This window comes from Kitasatospora sp. NPDC057518 (assembly GCF_042802075.1).
Taxonomy (GTDB): domain Bacteria; phylum Actinomycetota; class Actinomycetes; order Streptomycetales; family Streptomycetaceae; genus Kitasatospora.
The window spans coordinates 1-15977 of the sequence record NZ_JBHVEU010000196.1 but is presented as its reverse complement, the minus strand read 5'-3'; the positions used below and the strand labels follow the sequence as shown (position 1 = coordinate 15977).

Genomic DNA, 15977 nt, shown 5'->3' with positions numbered 1-15977 from the left:
GGCCACCCCCCGCCGGCGCCGCCGGCCGGCCCCCTCGGCGTCGAGCCGGCCGTGGTCCAGCTGCTCGCGCACTGCCCGGCCGCGCCGGAGGCGGGGGGGTCCGGGGTCGGGCCGGCCGGCCGGCTCGCGGCGGGCCAGCGAGCCCAGGGCGGCGGCCCAGCGGTCGGCCAGGCCGGCCAGGCCGTCGGGCTCCGGCACGGCGTCGGAGGCGGTGGCGGCGGCGGTGTCGGCGGCGGTGCCCGGATCGGCGGCCAGCAGGCCGATCGCGCCGTGCACCTCGTCGAGGCGGCCGCGCATCGTCGCCGCGCCCTCGGCGTCCAGGCCGACGCAGGCGGGCGGCAGCCCGACGCAGATCCGCTCGGCCAGGCCCGAGGCCGCCCCGGCCAGCGCGCCGTGGTCGGTGCCGCGCACGTCGCCGTAGCGCAGCGCCCGGACCAGGGCGGGCAGCGCGCCCGCGAGGTGCGCGACGTCGGTGTCCAGGGCCGCGCAGTCGGCGAGCACCCGCATCACGGCGGGCAGGGCGCCGGACAGCCCGGCCAGCAGGCAGGTCTCCACCAGGCCGGTCAGTTCGGCGAGTTCCTCGGCGGCCCGGGCGGTGCCGACGGCCTTGTTGGCCGCCGCCTCCTCGACCGTGGTGCCCCACTGGGCGGCCTCGGCGATCCGGACCGCGAACTCGGGCTGCCAGCACAGCCGCCAGCTCTCCCGGAACGTCCCGGTCGAGTTCACCGAGGAGCGCGCGGGCACGCCCCAGTCCACGCCCAGCAGCCGCAGCCGGTGCAGCAGCCGGGAGCGGGCCGCGTCGTTCTCCTTGCGCAGGTCGAGGTCGACGTCCTTCGGCGCGGCCTCGGGCCTGAGCCGCAGCGAGCGCTGCAAGCGGGTCAGGTCGCGCTGGAGCGGCACCGCCGGTGCGGCGTCCGGGACCTCGCCGAGCGCGTCGCCGACCACCAGGCGGTCCCGGACCAGCTCCAGGGCGACGTCCGAGCCCTCGCAGAGCACCGCGCGCACGGCGTCCAGGGTCTCGGTCAGCCCCGCGAGCGGGCGGCCGCGCAGCACGGCCAGGGTCTCGGCGAGCCGGACCGCCTCGATCACGTGCGCGGAGGAGACCGGGTGGTCCTCGGCGCGCAGCAGGTCGGCGGCCCGGGTGAGCCAGCGCGGCACCGGGTCCCCGTCGGTGGTGAACAGGTGGTGGTACCAGCCGGGCGACTGCACGCCCGCGCCGTAGCCGGTGGCCTGGGAGAGCCGGCGGTGCGTCCACGGCACCCAGGTGATGTCCGTGCGCACCTTCTTCGGCAGCCCGGCGAGCAGCGCCCGGTCGTGGGCGACGGTGGGCATCCGCTCCAGCGCGGGGACGTGGAAGGCCCCGCAGACCACGGCGATCCGCAGGTGCCCGGCGCGCCGGGCGGCACGGATCTGCTGGCGCATGTACGCCTCGCGCAGCTGGTCCCGGCGGGACTCGCCGAGGCCCTCGGCGCGCAGCGCGCCCATCGCCTCGGCGACGGCGGCGAACGGCGCCAGCGCGTCGGTGCCGGGCGCGCGGTGCTCGACCACGTCCTCCCACCAGCGCTCGGCGTCGTCGTGCCCGGCCGCCTCGGCGAGCAGCGCCAGCGGGTCGGCGACCGGGTCGGCACCGGCCTCCTCGGCGCCGGCCTCCTCGGCGTCGCCGGCCTCACCGTCCTCGGCAGGAACGGCGGGATCGACGGGATCGGCGGGCGCGAAGCCGTACGCGGCGGGCAGGTCGATGAAGCGGACCGGCAGGTCGTGGTCCACGGCGTGCCGGATCGCCACCCACTCCGGGGAGAACTCGGCGTACGGCCAGAAGGCGGCCTTCGCCGGGTCGTCCACCGCGTGGGCGAGCAGCGCCACCGGCGGGACCAGGTCCTTCTCGGCCGCCAGGTGGACGATCGCGTCGGCCTCCGGCGGGCCCTCGATCAGCACCGCGTCCGGCCGCCACTGCGCCAGCGCGGCGGCCACCGCCCGGGCCGAACCGGGGCCGTGGTGGCGGATGCCCAGCAGGGCGACCTCAGGGCTCGTCATACGGTCACCTCGCGGGCGGCGCGGTAGAAGTCCTTCCAGCCGTCGCGCTCGCGCACCACTCCTTCGACGTACTCGCGCCAGACCGCCCGGTCCGCCACCGGGTCCCGGACGACGGCGCCGAGGATGCCGGCCGTCACGTCCCCGGCCCGCAGCACGCCGTCGCCGAAGTGGGCGGCCAGCGCGAGTCCGTTGGTCACCACCGAGATCGCCTCGGCGGTGGAGAGGGTGCCGCTCGGGGTCTTGACCTTCGTCCGGCCGTCCACCGTGATCCCGGCCCGCAGCTCGCGGAAGACGGTGACCACGCGCCTGATCTCCTCGGCGCCGCCGGGCAGTTCGGGCAGGTCCAGGGAGCGGCCGAGCTGGCCGACCCGCCGGGTGACGATGTCGACCTCCTCGTCCAGCGAGCCCGGCAGCGGCAGCACCACGGTGTTGAAGCGGCGGCGCAGCGCACTGGACAGCTCGTTGACGCCGCGGTCGCGGTCGTTGGCGGTGGCGATCACGTTGAAGCCGCGTACGGCCTGCGTCTCGGCGCCCAACTCCGGTATCGGGAGCGTCTTCTCGGACAGGATGGTGATCAGACTGTCCTGCACGTCGGCCGGGATGCGGGTGAGCTCCTCGACCCGGGCGATCTTCCCGTCGGCCATCGCCCGCATCAGCGGCGAGGGCACCAGGGCGTCCCGGCTGGGCCCGTTGGTGAGCAGCTGCGCGTAGTTCCAGCCGTAGCGGACGGCCTCCTCGGGGGTGCCGGCCGTGCCCTGCACCAGCATCGTGGAGTCGCCGCTGATCGCCGCGGCCAGGTGCTCGGACACCCAGGTCTTCGCGGTGCCCGGCACGCCGAGCAGCAGCAGCGCCCGGTCCGTCGCCAGGGTCGTCACGGCGACCTCGACGATCCGGCGCGGGCCGATGTACTTGGGGGTGATCCGGGTGCCGTCGGGCAGTTCGCCGCCGAGCAGGTACGTCGCCACGGCCCACGGCGAGAGCTTCCAGCGCTCGGGGCACGGACGGTCGTCCTGCGCGGCCAGCGCGGCCAGTTCACCGGCGAACGCGTCCTCGGCGTGCTGCCGCAGAACGTCGGTCATGGGGGCTCCTTCGGGTCGGCCGCCGGGCACACGGGTGCCCCGGGCGGAGTGGTGATCGGGGGGAGCCAGGTCGGCGTCCCGGCCTGTGGAACCAACCCTGCACCGAGCCACTGACAACCCGCCGGGGGCTGCGGACGGTCCGTCAGCCACTGTCAGTGCCGCCGCCTACGGTCGGTCGCATGGAGGAACGCTGGAGCACCGAACACGTCCTGTCCCTGGCACCTGACGCCGCCTCGCAGAAGGCCGCGGGCAAGCTCTCCGCGCCCGCGCCGTGGTCCGGCACCGGCACCGACGGCACCGCGCTCTGGGGCGAGTGCAAGGGCAGCGGCCGCACGCCGTACCGCACCGCGATCGAACTCGCCACGCCCGCCTACCAGTGCACCTGCCCCAGCCGGAAGTTCCCGTGCAAGCACGCGCTCGGGCTCCTCCTGCTGTGGAGCGGCACCCCGGCGGCCGTCCCGGCCGGCGAGCCCGCCGACTGGGTCTCCGAGTGGCTCGCCTCCCGCCAGGAGCGCGCCGAGAAGCGCGCGGAGAAGAAGGAGGAGGACCCGGAGGCCACCCGGCGCCGGCTCGAGAAGCGCGGCGCCAAGGTCGCGGTCGGCGCCGCCGAGCTGCGGCTGCGGCTGGCCGACCGGGTCCGGCACGGCCTGGCCGACCAGTCCACCGCCGGCCCCTGGGAGGAGGTCGCCGCCCGGATGGTCGACGCGCAGGCCCCCGGCCTGGCCGCCCGGGTCCGCGAACTGGACGCGCTGCCGCAGGAGCGGCTGCTGGAGGAGTACGCCATGCTGCACCTGCTCGCCACCGCCGCCACCCGGATGGACGAACTGCCGGCCGAACTGGCCGCCACCGTCCGCACCCGGGTCGGCTTCCCCGCTGACCCCGGCACGGCCGGCCCCACCGTCCGCGACCGCTGGCTGGTCCTCGGCACCCGGGACACCACGGACGAGCGGCTCACCACCCGCCGGGTCTGGCTGCGCGGCGCCAAGACCGGCCGCCCGGCCCTGCTGCTCTCCTTCGGCCACCAGGGCCAGGCCCCCGCCCTCGCCCTGCCCACCGGCCGCCTGGTCGAGGCCGACCTCGCCTACTTCCCCGCCGCCCACCCGCTGCGCGCCGACCTCCGCGAGCGCTACGGCGCCCCCGAGCCGGGCCCCGCCGGCCCGCCCGCCGGGCTCACCGTCGCCGAGGCGGTGGCCGGCTACGGCACCGCCGTCGCCGACGACCCGTGGCTGGAGAGCCGGCCCACCGTGCTCGGCGACGTCGTCCCGGTCCGCACCCCGGACGGCTGGTTCCTGACGGACGGCCACCACACCGTGCCGGTCCGCGCCTCGGCCGTCCCGGAGGCCGCGCTGTGGCGGCTGGCCGCGGTCTCCACCGGCCGCCCGCTGACGGTCTTCGGCGAGTACGGCCACCAGGGCTTCGCCCCGGTCACGACCTGGGCCGCCGACCAGCGCCCGGTCGGCCTCACCAACCTTTAGGGCGTGTCTTGTGGATCCCTGCCGGGCGCGCGACGCTCCCCCAGCCTTCGGCCGGGAGGTACCCCCAGGGCACAAGCGCACCTCGCCGCGTTGTCGTCGGTCGCCAATGGCCCCCAGCCTTCGGCCGGGAGGTGCCCCCACCGCAGTGGCTCCCTCCTCCGCCTTGCGATGCACGCACCCCAACGCCGCGCCCTGATCCGACAAAACCCACAAGACACGCCCAGGAGCACCAGGAATGACGATCACCCAGGACCCGTGGGAGACCCTGCACACCAGCGCCCTGCTCGGCACCGACCGCCGTCCGCTCCCGGCCACCGCCCTGCCGCTCGCCGACGCCGTGGACCAGGGCGATCCGGCCACCGCCCTGCTGGAGCTGGCCGCGCTGGCCGCCGTCCGCCGCCGGGCCGGCGCGCTGCCCGTACCGGCCGACGGGCCGCCCGGCCCGCCCGCGGCCGAGGACGCCCGCCCGGAGCTGCCCGAGCCGGCCGCCCGCCGGCTGGCCGTCCTGCTCTCGGGGCGCACCGGCGGCGGCACCGGCGCCGGCGGCACCCTGGCCAACCTGTCCGAGCTGCTGCCGCAGTGGCTCGCCACCGCCGGGGCGAGCGGCCTGCGCCCGCCCGCCGCGCTGATCCCCGGCCTGCTCGACGCCGCCCGCGCCCGCAGCGAACTGCGCTCCGACGCCGTGGCGTTGGCCGGTCCGCCGGGCCGCTGGCTGGCCGAGCAGAACCCCGACTGGCGGTTCGTGCTGCGCACCACCGCCCCCGAGCTGCCGCAGCGGCCCGCCGACGACCGGCTCTGGCACGAGGGCCTGTTCGCCGAACGGGTCACCCACCTCACGCAGCTGCGCCGCCGCGATCCCGCGGCCGGCCTGGAGCTGCTGCGCGGCACCTGGTCCACCGAGCGCGCCGAGGACCGCCTGCTCTTCCTGGACGCCCTCCAGGACGGCCTCTCCCCCGCCGACGAACCGTTCCTGGAGGCCGCCCTCGGCGACCGCAGCAAGAACGTCCGGGCCACCGCCGCCGAGCTGCTCTCCACCCTGCCCGGCTCCGCGCTGGCCCGCCGGATGGCCGAGCGGGCGCGGGCCGCCGTCCGGCTCGCCGACACCGGCACGCACCTGCTGGTCACCCCGCCCACCGCGTGCGACGCCCAGATGCAGCGCGACGGGATCGCCCCCAAGTCGCCCACCGGGCGCGGTGAACGGGCCTGGTGGTTCGGCGAGTTGGTGGCCGCCGCACCGCTGTCGCTGTGGCCGGAGAGCACCGGGCTGACGCCCGGGCAGCTGCTCGCCCTGCGGGTCGGCGACAGCATCGACGAGACCAGCAGCAGCTGGGCCGACGACCTGCGGGAGGCCTGGGCGCGGGCCGCCGTCCGCCAGCAGGACGCCGACTGGGCCCGGGCGCTGCTCGGCCCGGCCCCGGTCCCGTCCGGGCGCGGCGCCCGGACCCGCGCGCTGCGCACCACCGGCGCCCCGGCCAAGCTGCTGGCCGTCCTCCCGCCGGAGGAGCGGGCGGTCTGGACGGCCGCGTTCATCACGGTGCACGGGCTGGGCGAGGCCTTCCAGCTGCTCGGCGCCTGCGCCACCCCGTGGACGCCGCCGCTGTCCACCGCCGTGGTGACCGCCCTGGCCCGCGCGGCGGCCTCCGGGGCGTACCCGTGGAGCCACAGCGGGGTGCTCGGGATGACGGAGCGCGCGCTCGCCCCGGAGACGGCCGCCGCGGTGGAGGAGCTGGCCGCCGGGGCCGCCCCGGACTCCGCGTGGTCCGAGACCTTCTCCCGGCTGGCCGGCACCCTGCGCTTCCGGGCGGCGATGCTCGCGGAGCTGGCGGGCTGAGGGCGGGCCGGGCCCGCGGTACGCCTCCGGAGACGACGGAGACGACGGAGACGACGGAGCGGGCCGGCCCCCGGGAGGGCCGGCCCGCTCGACGCGCCGTGGCTCAGCCGGCCCGCAGGTTCGACTCGACCCAGGCGACCACGTCCCGGGTCGGCGTGCCCGGGGTGAAGATGTCCGCGACGCCCAGCGCCTTGAGCTCGGCGATGTCCTCGTCCGGGATGATCCCCCCGCAGAAGACCTTGATGTCCTCCGCGTCGCGCTCCTTCAGCAGCTCCAACACCCGGGCGCACAGCGTCATATGGGCACCGGAGAGGATCGACAGCCCGATGCCGTCCGCGTCCTCCTGGATCGCGGTGTCGACGACCTGCTCGGGCGTCTGGTGCAGTCCGGTGTAGATGACCTCCATACCGGCGTCGCGCAGGGCTCGCGCGATGACCTTGGCACCACGGTCGTGACCGTCGAGCCCGGGCTTGGCGACCACCACACGGATCGGCCCCGACACACTCATGACTGCCTCCTGGACCTCGTCGTCCACCATCCGACCGGGCCTCGTGGGCCGCCGGCGCGGTTAACGGTCGATAACCAACCTGAGGGGAGGTTAGCGCCCCCCGGCACGGTTGACCGCGCCGCCTCCGAAGAGGAGGGCAAAGTCACAGCTCCGGGCCTTGCTACCAGCGGGTATACCCGTCCTTCCCGCAACCTCCGCACAGACCCCCCGGCCGACCCCTTGACATCCGGAGGTTTTTCCGGGGCGTCGCCCATGGGACTACAGTCACGGCTGCCCTTGGGACTACAGTCACGGCTGTTCTCCCCTCGTCCGACGACGCCCGAGGCCCACCGAGGAGGCAGCCCCCGATGGCTCCCGATGCAGCCGCCCGTCCGACCCGCGCGGAGCTGCGCCTCGCCGCCCGCGAGCAGTCCCGCGCCCAGCGCCGCGGCGCCGCCAAGGCGGCCACCCGGACGGCCCTGTTCCGGGTCGCGCTGCCGTCGGTGGCCGCGCTCGGGGTGGCCGCCGCCGCGGCGGTCACCGTGCAGGGGGAGGCCGACCAGCAGCACGCCCAGGCCGCCGGACGGACGCCGCAGGCCACGGCGCCGGACACCGCGGCCGCGCACGCGGCGACCCAGGCGCTCGCGGCCGGCGCACCGGCCCAGGCCTCGCGCGGCGACGCCCGCCAGCCGCTGGCCGGCGCCCAGCCCACCGAGGCCCCCACCGCGCAGCCCACCGCCGAGCCCGCCCCCGAACCGGTCAAGCCCACGGTGGTCATGCCGGTCGCCCGGCACGGCCTCGGCGAACTGTTCGGCGAGGCCGGCACCCACTGGGCCAACCGGCACACCGGCATCGACTTCCCGGTGGACGGCGGCTCCGAGGTCTACGCCGTGACCGACGGCACGATCCGCACCCAGTGGAACCCGTTCTACGGCTACATGACGATCCTCAAGATGCCCGACGGCACCGAGGCCTGGTACTGCCACCTGCGGGCGTACAAGGTGCGCAAGGGCCCGGTGAAGCAGGGCGACGTGATCGCCTTCGTCGGCAGCAGCGGCAACAGCACCGGCCCGCACCTGCACTTCGAGATCCGGCCGCAGGGCAACGGGCCGATCGACCCGCTGCCCTGGCTCCTCTCGAACGGGCTGGACCCGCGCTAGCGGGTCGGAGCAGCTCCGCGGGGCAGAGCTGCTCCGCCGCTCAGAGCTTCTCCACCGGCGCGTAGCGCAGCAGCAGCTGCTTGCGCCCGTCGGTGCCGAAGTCGACGGTGGCCTGCGCCCGGTCGCCGACGCCCGTGACGGCCACCACCGTGCCCAGCCCGAAGCTGTCGTGGGTGACCCGGTCGCCGACCGCGAGCGAGACCGCCTCGCGCTCCACCAGCTGGCCGCCGCGCCGCGCCGACTGCCCCCAGCCGGCCTTCGGCTTGGCCGCCGCGGCCGACGAGGAGGAACGCGAACTCCCGCCCCCGGAGGAGGACTTGCCCCAGGACGAGCCCGAGGAGTAGCCGCGCTGGACCGGCGCCTGGGCCGCCCCGGTGCGCTTCCACTCCACCAGCGTCTCCGGGATCTCCTCCAGGAACCGCGAGGCCGGGTTGTAGGCCGGCTGCCCCCAGGCGCTGCGCAGCACCGAGCGGGTCAGGTACAGCCGCTCGCGGGCCCGGGTGAGCCCGACGTACGCGAGCCGGCGCTCCTCCTCCAGCTCCTTGACCTGGTTGAGCGCCCGCATGTGCGGGAAGATCCCGTCCTCCATGCCGGTCAGGAAGACGACGGGGAACTCCAGGCCCTTGGCGGTGTGCAGGGTCATCATCGTGATGACGCCCTGCCCGTCCTCGTCGTCGTCCGGGATCTGGTCCGAGTCGGCGACCAGTGCGACCCGCTCCAGGAAGTCGGCCAGCGAGCCGACCGGCGGCGTGCCCTCCTCGTCGGCGTCCGGCCGCTCGCCCGGGTCCTGCTCGTACTCCAGGGCGACGGAGGCGAGCTCCTGGAGGTTCTCCACCCGGGTCTCGTCCTGCGGGTCGGTGGAGGCCTGGAGCTCGGCCAGGTAGCCGGTCTCCTCCAGGACGGCCTCCAGCACCGCCGCCGGGCCCGCGCCCGACTCGACCACCTGGCGCAGTCCGGCCATCAGGGTGTTGAACTTCTTGACGGCGTTGGCCGAGCGCGCGGCCATCCCGTACGCCTCGTCGACCCGCACCAGCGCCTGGGCGAAGGAGATCCGCTCCCGCGAGGCCAGCGCGTCGATCATCGCCTCGGCCCGCTCGCCGATGCCGCGCTTGGGCACGTTGAGGATCCGGCGCAGCGGCACGGTGTCCTCCGGGTTGGAGAGCACCCGCAGGTACGCCAGGACGTCCCGGACCTCCTTGCGCTCGTAGAAGCGCACCCCGCCGACGACCTTGTACGGCAGGCCGACCCGGATGAACACCTCCTCGAACACACGGGACTGGGCGTTGGTCCGGTAGAAGATCGCGACGTCGCCGGGCTTGGCCTCGCCCTTGTCGGTGAGCCGGTCGATCTCGTCGGCGATGAACTGGGCCTCGCCGTGCTCGTCGTCCGCGACGTAGCCGACGACCTTCTCGCCGTGGTCCCCGGCCGTCCACAGCTTCTTCTCGCGGCGGTTGGCGTTGCGCTCGATGACGGCGTTGGCGGCGCTCAGGATGGTCTGGGTGGAGCGGTAGTTCTGCTCCAGCAGGATCGTGGTCGCGTTCGGATAGTCCTCCTCGAACTGGAGGATGTTGCGGATGGTCGCGCCGCGGAAGGCGTAGATCGACTGGTCCGCGTCACCGACCACGCACAGCTCGGCCGGCGGCACCTCGGCCAGCCGCCCGGCCGCCGGGTTCACCAGCTCGCCGTCCACGGTGCGCCTGGGCGCGGCGGCGACGGATCCTCCGCTGAGCTCCCGGACCAGCATGTACTGGGCGTGGTTGGTGTCCTGGTACTCGTCGACCAGGATGTGCCGGAACCGGCGCCGGTAGTGCTCGGCGACGTCGGGGAAGGCCTGCAGCAGGTTCACCGTCGTCATGATGATGTCGTCGAAGTCCAGCGCGTTGGCCTCGCGCAGCCGCCGCTGGTAGAGCGCGTACGCCTCGGCGAGCTTCTTCTCCATCGGGTTGGCGGCCTGGTCGGCGAAGGTCTCCTCGTCGATCAGCTCGTTCTTGAGGTTGCTGACCTTCGCCGTGAACGACTTCGGCGGGAACTGCTTCGGGTCGAGGTCGAGGTCGCGGCAGACCAGCGACATCAGCCGCTGCGAGTCGGCCGAGTCGTAGATCGAGAAGCTGGAGGTGAAGCCCAGCTGCTTGGACTCGCGGCGCAGGATGCGCACGCAGGCGCTGTGGAAGGTGGAGACCCACATCGCCCGGGCGCGCGGGCCGACCAGCGCCTCGACGCGCTCGCGCATCTCGCCGGCCGCCTTGTTGGTGAAGGTGATCGCCAGGATCTCCCCCGGCTGCACCCCGCGGGCGCCCAGCAGGTGGGCGATCCGGTGGGTCAGCACCCGGGTCTTGCCCGAGCCGGCGCCGGCCACGATCAGCAGCGGCGAGCCCGCGTGCAGCACCGCCTCGCGCTGCGGGTCGTTCATCCCCTCCAGCAGCTGCGCCGGGTCCACCACCGTCCGCGCGGCACCGTTGCGGTACCAGGCGTCCCGCTCCGCCTCGGCGGCGTGGTCGGTCTGGAACAGGCCGTCCGGGATGGCCTCCTCGTACGCGTCGTACGGGGCCTCCTCCTCGTACGGCGGGGGCTCCTCACCGATGGCGTCGACGGGCGCGTCGGGCTGCTTCGACCCGGCGGCGGGTGCCTCGAAACCGGGGAGCGGAAGGTCGTCAAAGAGGCTACTCATGGCACATCGAGTCTATGGCCACCCACCGACAAGCCCTCCCGCCCCGGACGATCCGGGGCGGGCGGGCTCCGTGGCGGCGCCCCAGGACGCCGGGGTGCCTCAGACCAGGCGGCGGGCGGTGGCCCAGCGGGTCAGCTCGTGGCGGTTGCTGAGCTGGAGCTTGCGCAGGACGGCGGAGACGTGGCTCTCGACCGTCTTCACCGAGATGAAGAGCTGCTTGGCGATCTCCTTGTAGGCGTAGCCGCGGGCGATCAGCCGCAGGACCTCGCGCTCGCGCTGGGTGAGCCGGTCCAGGTCCTCGTCCACCGGCGGGGTGTCGGTGGCGGCGAAGGCGTCCAGCACGAAGCCGGCGAGCCGGGGCGAGAACACCGCGTCGCCGTCGGCGATCCGGAAGATCGCGTTCACCAGGTCGGTGCCGGTGATGGTCTTGGTGACGTAGCCGCGCGCGCCGCCGCGGATGACGCCGATGACGTCGTCGGCGGCGTCCGACACCGACAGCGCCAGGAACTTCACCCCGCCCTGCTCGCCCATCACCCCGACCGAGCGGCGCAGCACCTCGACGCCGCCGCCGCCCGGCAGGTGGACGTCGAGCAGCACCACGTCCGGCCTGGTCTCGGCGACCACCCGGACCGCCGAGTCCACGTCGTCGGCCTCGCCGACCACGTCGATGCCGGTCACCTCGGTGCGGCCGATCTCGGCCCTGACCCCCGTCCGGAACATCCGGTGGTCGTCCACCAGCACGACCCGGGCCGTGCGCTCCGGAGCTGCCTCAGTCATTCGTTCTCTCCATCTCCAGCTCGACCTCGGTGCCGCCGCCCGCCGCCGGCCGCACCCGTGCGGTGCCGCCGTTGCGCTTCATCCGGCCGATGATCGACTCCCGTACGCCCATCCGGTCCTCGGGCACCGTGTCGGGGTCGAAGCCGGGGCCGTGGTCGCGGACGAACACCGACACCGTCCTCCCCTCGACCTCGGCATAGACCTGGACCGGTCCCCCGCCACCGTACTTGGCCGCGTTGACGGTCGCCTCCCTCGCGGCCTGCATCTGGGCCGCGATCCGCTCGTCCATCGGGCAGTCGCCGACGATCACCAGCTCGACCGGGACGCCGTGCCGGTCCTCGACCTCGGCGACGGCGGCCCGCAGGCTCTCCGCCATGGTGTCCGGCGCCGCCTCGGCGGCGGCCTCCGGGCGGTACAGCCACAGCCGCAGCTCGCGCTCCTGCGAGCGGGCCAGCCGCAGCACCTCCTTGGGGTCCTCGGCCCGGCGCTGGATCAGGGTCAGGGTGTGCAGCACGGAGTCGTGGATGTGCGCGGCGATCTCGGCGCGCTCCTGGGCCCGGATGCGGGCGGTGCGCTCGGCCCCGAGGTCCTGCCAGAGCCGCAGGCCGTACGGGCCGAGCAGCACCAGCACACCGGCCAGCACGGCGAGCGAGGCCTCGATCACCGAGGCGAGGGTGGAGCCGCTGCCCTGCATGGCGAGCAGCGCGATGGTGCCCGCGACCGCGAGCAGCACGCCGGCGCCGACCCGGGTGTAGGCGCCGCGCCGCTTCTCGCCCTCCTCGATGCCGAACCAGCGCTGCCAGCGCGAGTCGTCGGCCTGCCGCCAGACCAGCGCCACGCCGACGCCGATCGCCAGCAGCGGCCAGGTGTACGGCTTGGCGGTCTGCCAGCCGAGCACGTTGAGCAGGGCGATCACGCCGACCACCGTCATCACCAGGGCGGCGAGCTGGCCGAGGCCGCCTTGCCCGGCCTTGCCGGCCGACTCGGCCTCCTCCCCCTCCGCCGGGGCGCCCACCGGCTCGCCCTGCAGGGTGAGCTGGAGCAGCCGGCGCATCCGGCCCACCCAGCCGCCGGCCTGGCCGGCCTTGCTCAGCAGGCCGCCCTGCACCCCCGGCGAGGCCGGGACGAACGCCCCGTTGAAGTACACCCACTGGGCGCCGGCGCGCTGCGAGGGCTCGCCGATGCCGATCGGCACCACGAACCAGAAGGCGGCGTACAGCAGCGCGCCGATCCCCTGCGCGAAGAACAGCACGACGAAGGCGATCCGCACCCACCGCACCGGCAGCCCGAGGTGCACCGCCAGGCCGTGCGCGACGCCGCCCAGCATCCGTCCCTGCGGGCTGCGGTAGAGCCGGCGGTAGGGCGGCCGCCCGTCGTCGGGCGCGCTCGGGTCGGCGCCGGCCGACGACGCGGTGTCGGGGGCGATGGATCGGGGATCGGTACCGGGGGCTGCCACGCCACCGATGGTTCCACGCGGGCACCCGCGGGCGCATCAGGGTGTGTCCCCATCCCGTATCAGGGACAAGTCAGGGTACGGACAGGGCTCGACCCGGTTGGGCCGGGCGGTCCTCTGCCGGAAGGATGGTGTCCATGACCGAGGACCCCCGCATCGAGGAAACCGGGCCCGCCGCCCCGCCGGAACCGGACCGCCCGCCACTGACCAGGACCGAGCACCACCGCGTGGTGGCCGGCGTCTGCGGCGGCCTCGGCCGGCACCTGGACATCGACCCGGTGGTCTTCCGGGTCGTCACGGTGGTGCTCTGCCTCTCCGGCGGCCTCGGGCTGTTCCTGTACGGCCTGGCCTGGCTGATCGTCCCGACCGACGACGGGGCCAAGGGCCGCGGCGGGCGCACCGAGCTCCAGCGGGTGCTGACCGGGCGGGTGGACGGCCAGTCGGTCGGCGCGGTGCTGCTGACCGTGATCGGCACCGGGGTGTTCTTCTCCTCGATGGGCGACGGCGGCCAGCTGTTCCCGCTGCTGCTGCTCGCCGCCCTGGTCTTCCTGGCGGTGCGCTACGACCCGGACCGCCGCCGGGGCCGGGGGCGCGAGCACCGGAACGGCGGCCCGTACGACCGCCACTTCCCCGGGTCCGAGGGCACCGGCGGCACCGCCGCGGACGGTGCCGGGGCCTACCGCTGGCCGCGGCCGGAGCAGGACGGGTCCGCCCGGGCCGCCGGGAAGGCCCCCGCCGACGGCGCCGGCGGCTACCTGTGGGACCCGCGCCACCCGGAGCGCAACCCGTACGGGGCCACCGCCCCGGCCGCCCCGACCCCGCCCCACGGCACGCCGACCCCGCCGTACGGCACGCCGACCCCGCCGTACGGCACCCCGGTGCCGCCGGCCGGCACCCCGGCCCAGCCCTGGTGGCAGCGCGCCGACCTGCCGGAGGGCGACCCGCTGCGCAAGGAGGGCGCGAAGCGCCGCCCCGAGGCCGCCGCCGCACGGCGCCCCCGGGAGCGCTCGGCGCTCGGCTTCTTCGGCTTCCTGCTGGCGATCGGCGCCGCCGCCGCGGTCTGGTCCGCCTCCGTCGACCGCGGCCACAACCCCACCGTGCTGAGCGCGACGGTGCTGGCCACCGCGCTGCTGGTGGTGGGCCTGACGCTGCTGGTCGGCGCGAAGTTCGGCCGGGCCCGGCGGCTGGCGGTGACCGGTCTGCTGCTCACCCTGGCGCTGGCCTTCGTCGGCCACTCGCCGGACTCCGTGCGCGACGCGGTGGGCGACCGCGCCTGGACCGTCGCCTCGGCGTCCGACCTGCACGACCGGTACAACCTGGGCGCCGGGGAGATCAGGCTGGACCTGTCCGGACTCGACCCGGCCGGGGCCGCCCTCGCCACCAAGGTCGACCTCGGCGTCGGCGACATGACCGTCACCGTGCCGGACGACGTGACGGTGAACCTGGTGACCCGGATCGGCCTCGGCAACGTCGCCCTCCCCGGTGACCGGAGTGACGGCACCGGGCGGCACACCTACCTGATCGGCCCTGCCAACGGGCAGCCGGCCAAGGGGACCCTCAATCTCGAACTCGGGATCGGGCTCGGCAACATCAAGGTGGTCCAGCAGTGAGGAAGCACCGGCTCGACCTGTTCTCGCTGATCGCGGGCGCGCTGTTCACGGTGATCGCCGTGCTCTACCTGGTCGCGGCGCTCAACGACCAGTCGGTGAACGGGCGGATCGTCATCCCGGTCACCTTCATCGTGCTCGGCGTCGGCGGCCTGGCCGGCGCGGTCGCGGCGGTGGCCCGGCGCGGCCGGCCCGACCGCGAGGAGTGACCCGCCCCGCCCGACCCTGGGGCGTCAGCTCTGCTGCGGGCCCAGGGTCAGCCGGTCCCCGTCCTTGCTGACGGCGTACCTGGGCAGCGGCTTGACCGCCGGCCCGTTGACCACCGCGCCGGTCGCGGCGTCGAACCGGGAGCCGTGGCAGGGGCAGTACAGCTGGCCGTTCTTCGGCGCGTCCACGGCGCAGCCCGCGTGGGTGCACACGGCGGAGAAGGCGCAGTACTGGCCGGCCTTGGGCTGGACGATGTAGACGGCGTCCCCGGTGGCCGGGTCCTTGACCTGGGCCGAGCCGCCGACCGGCACGCTCGCGGCGGGCACCGCGGGGGCCGGGGCGGTGGCGGCCGGGGCGCCGGAGGCCGGGGCCGCCGACTGCTTGGGCGCGGCCGTCCGGTCCCGGCCGAAGGTGCGGGTCAGCGAGCCGGTGATCAGCCCGGCCCCGCCGATCGCGACGGCCGCGATCCCGCCGTCCACCAGGGCCCGGCGCTTGACGTGGTCCTCGCCCAGCCCGCGCTCGCGGTCCCGCCCGGCCCGGCGGGCCAGGTAGCCGTCCACCGACAGGTACGGCGTGCCGGCCAGCAGCAGCGGCGTCCAGGCCATCAGGTAGGCCAGGTCGTTGCCGAGGTAGTACGGCGAGACGCTCCAGCTGACGGTCAGCCACAGGCTGAGGTTGAGCAGGGCGCCGCCGAGCGCGGCGGCCCGGCCCCAGAGGCCGACCAGGGTGCCGAGGCCCACCGCCAGCTCGCCGAAGGCGATGGCGAGCGCGAACAGGGTCGGGTGGTCGAGGGCGGGGCCGAGCAGGAAGGAGATCGGGCTGCCGCCCGCCTTGGCGGCCTGGGTCTGCGAGACGAAGGAGGCCGGGTCGCCCGCTCCGGCCAGGAAGTGGGCGTCGGAGAGCTTGTCGAGGGCGGCGTAGACGAACGTGACGCCGAGGAAGAGCCGCAGGGGCAGCAGCGCGTACCTGGACGCGAGCGCCCTCCGCTGCGCCGCCCGGGCGGCCCGGCCGGCCGCTCCCCCACCGGCCGGCACCGGGTTGCTGGCCTCCGACATCCCTCACACCTTCCCTCGCCGCCCGCCACTCCCTGACAGGTCCGGTCCGCATTCTGCCCGCTCCCGACCGCTTTCGGTGGGAGGTCCCTCCCGGAGAGCGGCGCCCGCACCGCGAAACGGCCGCGCCGTCGCTCCCTTCAGTAC

At 75.3% G+C, this 15977-nt stretch carries 12 protein-coding genes; 5 read left to right on the top strand and 7 right to left on the bottom strand.

Annotation, left to right across the window (positions count from 1 at the left end; all coding sequences use genetic code 11):
• Both ACFU7Z_RS20890 and ACFU7Z_RS20885 read right to left on the bottom strand, forming a co-directional pair.
• A partial coding sequence (locus tag ACFU7Z_RS20890; protein WP_380778779.1) for a DUF5682 family protein occupies positions 1-2034 on the bottom strand: 2034 nt, incomplete at its 3' end.
• Positions 2031-3113, bottom strand: a complete 1083-nt coding sequence (locus ACFU7Z_RS20885; protein ID WP_380778777.1) for an AAA family ATPase — start codon at positions 3111-3113, stop codon at positions 2031-2033. The genes ACFU7Z_RS20890 and ACFU7Z_RS20885, both read right to left, overlap by 4 nt.
• A 179-nt stretch (positions 3114-3292) precedes the next feature.
• On the opposite strand from ACFU7Z_RS20885, the gene ACFU7Z_RS20880 reads away from it, so the two are divergent.
• Both ACFU7Z_RS20880 and ACFU7Z_RS20875 read left to right on the top strand, forming a co-directional pair.
• A complete protein-coding gene (locus tag ACFU7Z_RS20880) occupies positions 3293-4588 on the top strand; it encodes an SWIM zinc finger family protein (RefSeq protein WP_380778774.1) in 1296 nt (431 codons plus the stop codon).
• A gap of 235 nt (positions 4589-4823) precedes the next feature.
• A complete protein-coding gene (locus tag ACFU7Z_RS20875) occupies positions 4824-6419 on the top strand; it encodes a DUF5691 domain-containing protein (protein WP_380778772.1) in 1596 nt (531 codons plus the stop codon).
• A gap of 103 nt (positions 6420-6522) precedes the next feature.
• On the opposite strand, the gene ACFU7Z_RS20870 is transcribed toward ACFU7Z_RS20875, so the two are convergent.
• Entirely contained in the window at positions 6523-6927 is a 405-nt protein-coding gene (locus tag ACFU7Z_RS20870; RefSeq protein ID WP_049660544.1) for a cobalamin B12-binding domain-containing protein, read from the bottom strand.
• Between the two features lie 347 nt (positions 6928-7274).
• Here ACFU7Z_RS20870 and ACFU7Z_RS20865 point away from each other — a divergent pair, with 347 nt between their 5' ends.
• Positions 7275-8066, top strand: coding sequence for a M23 family metallopeptidase (locus ACFU7Z_RS20865; RefSeq protein ID WP_380778770.1), 792 nt, complete (start codon positions 7275-7277; stop codon positions 8064-8066).
• Positions 8067-8106: 40 nt separating this feature from the next.
• Here ACFU7Z_RS20865 and pcrA read toward each other — a convergent pair whose 3' ends face one another.
• From pcrA to ACFU7Z_RS20850, 3 genes are all read right to left on the bottom strand, one after another.
• On the bottom strand, positions 8107-10734 hold the full coding sequence (gene pcrA / locus ACFU7Z_RS20860) for a DNA helicase PcrA (protein WP_380778768.1): 2628 nt from the start codon (positions 10732-10734) through the stop codon (positions 8107-8109).
• A gap of 99 nt (positions 10735-10833) precedes the next feature.
• The gene (locus ACFU7Z_RS20855; protein WP_049658372.1) at positions 10834-11511 is read right to left on the bottom strand and encodes a response regulator transcription factor; all 678 of its coding nucleotides are present in this window, start codon (positions 11509-11511) and stop codon (positions 10834-10836) included.
• Positions 11504-12967: a PspC domain-containing protein gene (locus tag ACFU7Z_RS20850; RefSeq protein WP_380717728.1), complete on the bottom strand. Its 1464-nt coding sequence runs from the start codon at positions 12965-12967 to the stop codon at positions 11504-11506. Before ACFU7Z_RS20850 ends, ACFU7Z_RS20855 begins: the two co-directional genes overlap by 8 nt.
• Positions 12968-13101: 134 nt before the next feature.
• Here ACFU7Z_RS20850 and ACFU7Z_RS20845 point away from each other — a divergent pair, with 134 nt between their 5' ends.
• The gene (locus ACFU7Z_RS20845) at positions 13102-14574 is read left to right on the top strand and encodes a PspC domain-containing protein (RefSeq protein ID WP_380778766.1); all 1473 of its coding nucleotides are present in this window, start codon (positions 13102-13104) and stop codon (positions 14572-14574) included.
• A complete protein-coding gene (locus tag ACFU7Z_RS20840; RefSeq protein ID WP_049661234.1) occupies positions 14571-14780 on the top strand; it encodes a hypothetical protein in 210 nt (69 codons plus the stop codon). The genes ACFU7Z_RS20845 and ACFU7Z_RS20840 overlap by 4 nt, the downstream gene beginning before the upstream one ends.
• Before the next feature lie 24 nt (positions 14781-14804).
• Here ACFU7Z_RS20840 and ACFU7Z_RS20835 read toward each other — a convergent pair whose 3' ends face one another.
• Positions 14805-15833: a Rieske 2Fe-2S domain-containing protein gene (locus tag ACFU7Z_RS20835; RefSeq protein WP_380778764.1), complete on the bottom strand. Its 1029-nt coding sequence runs from the start codon at positions 15831-15833 to the stop codon at positions 14805-14807.
• Between the last annotated feature and the right edge of the window lie 144 nt (positions 15834-15977).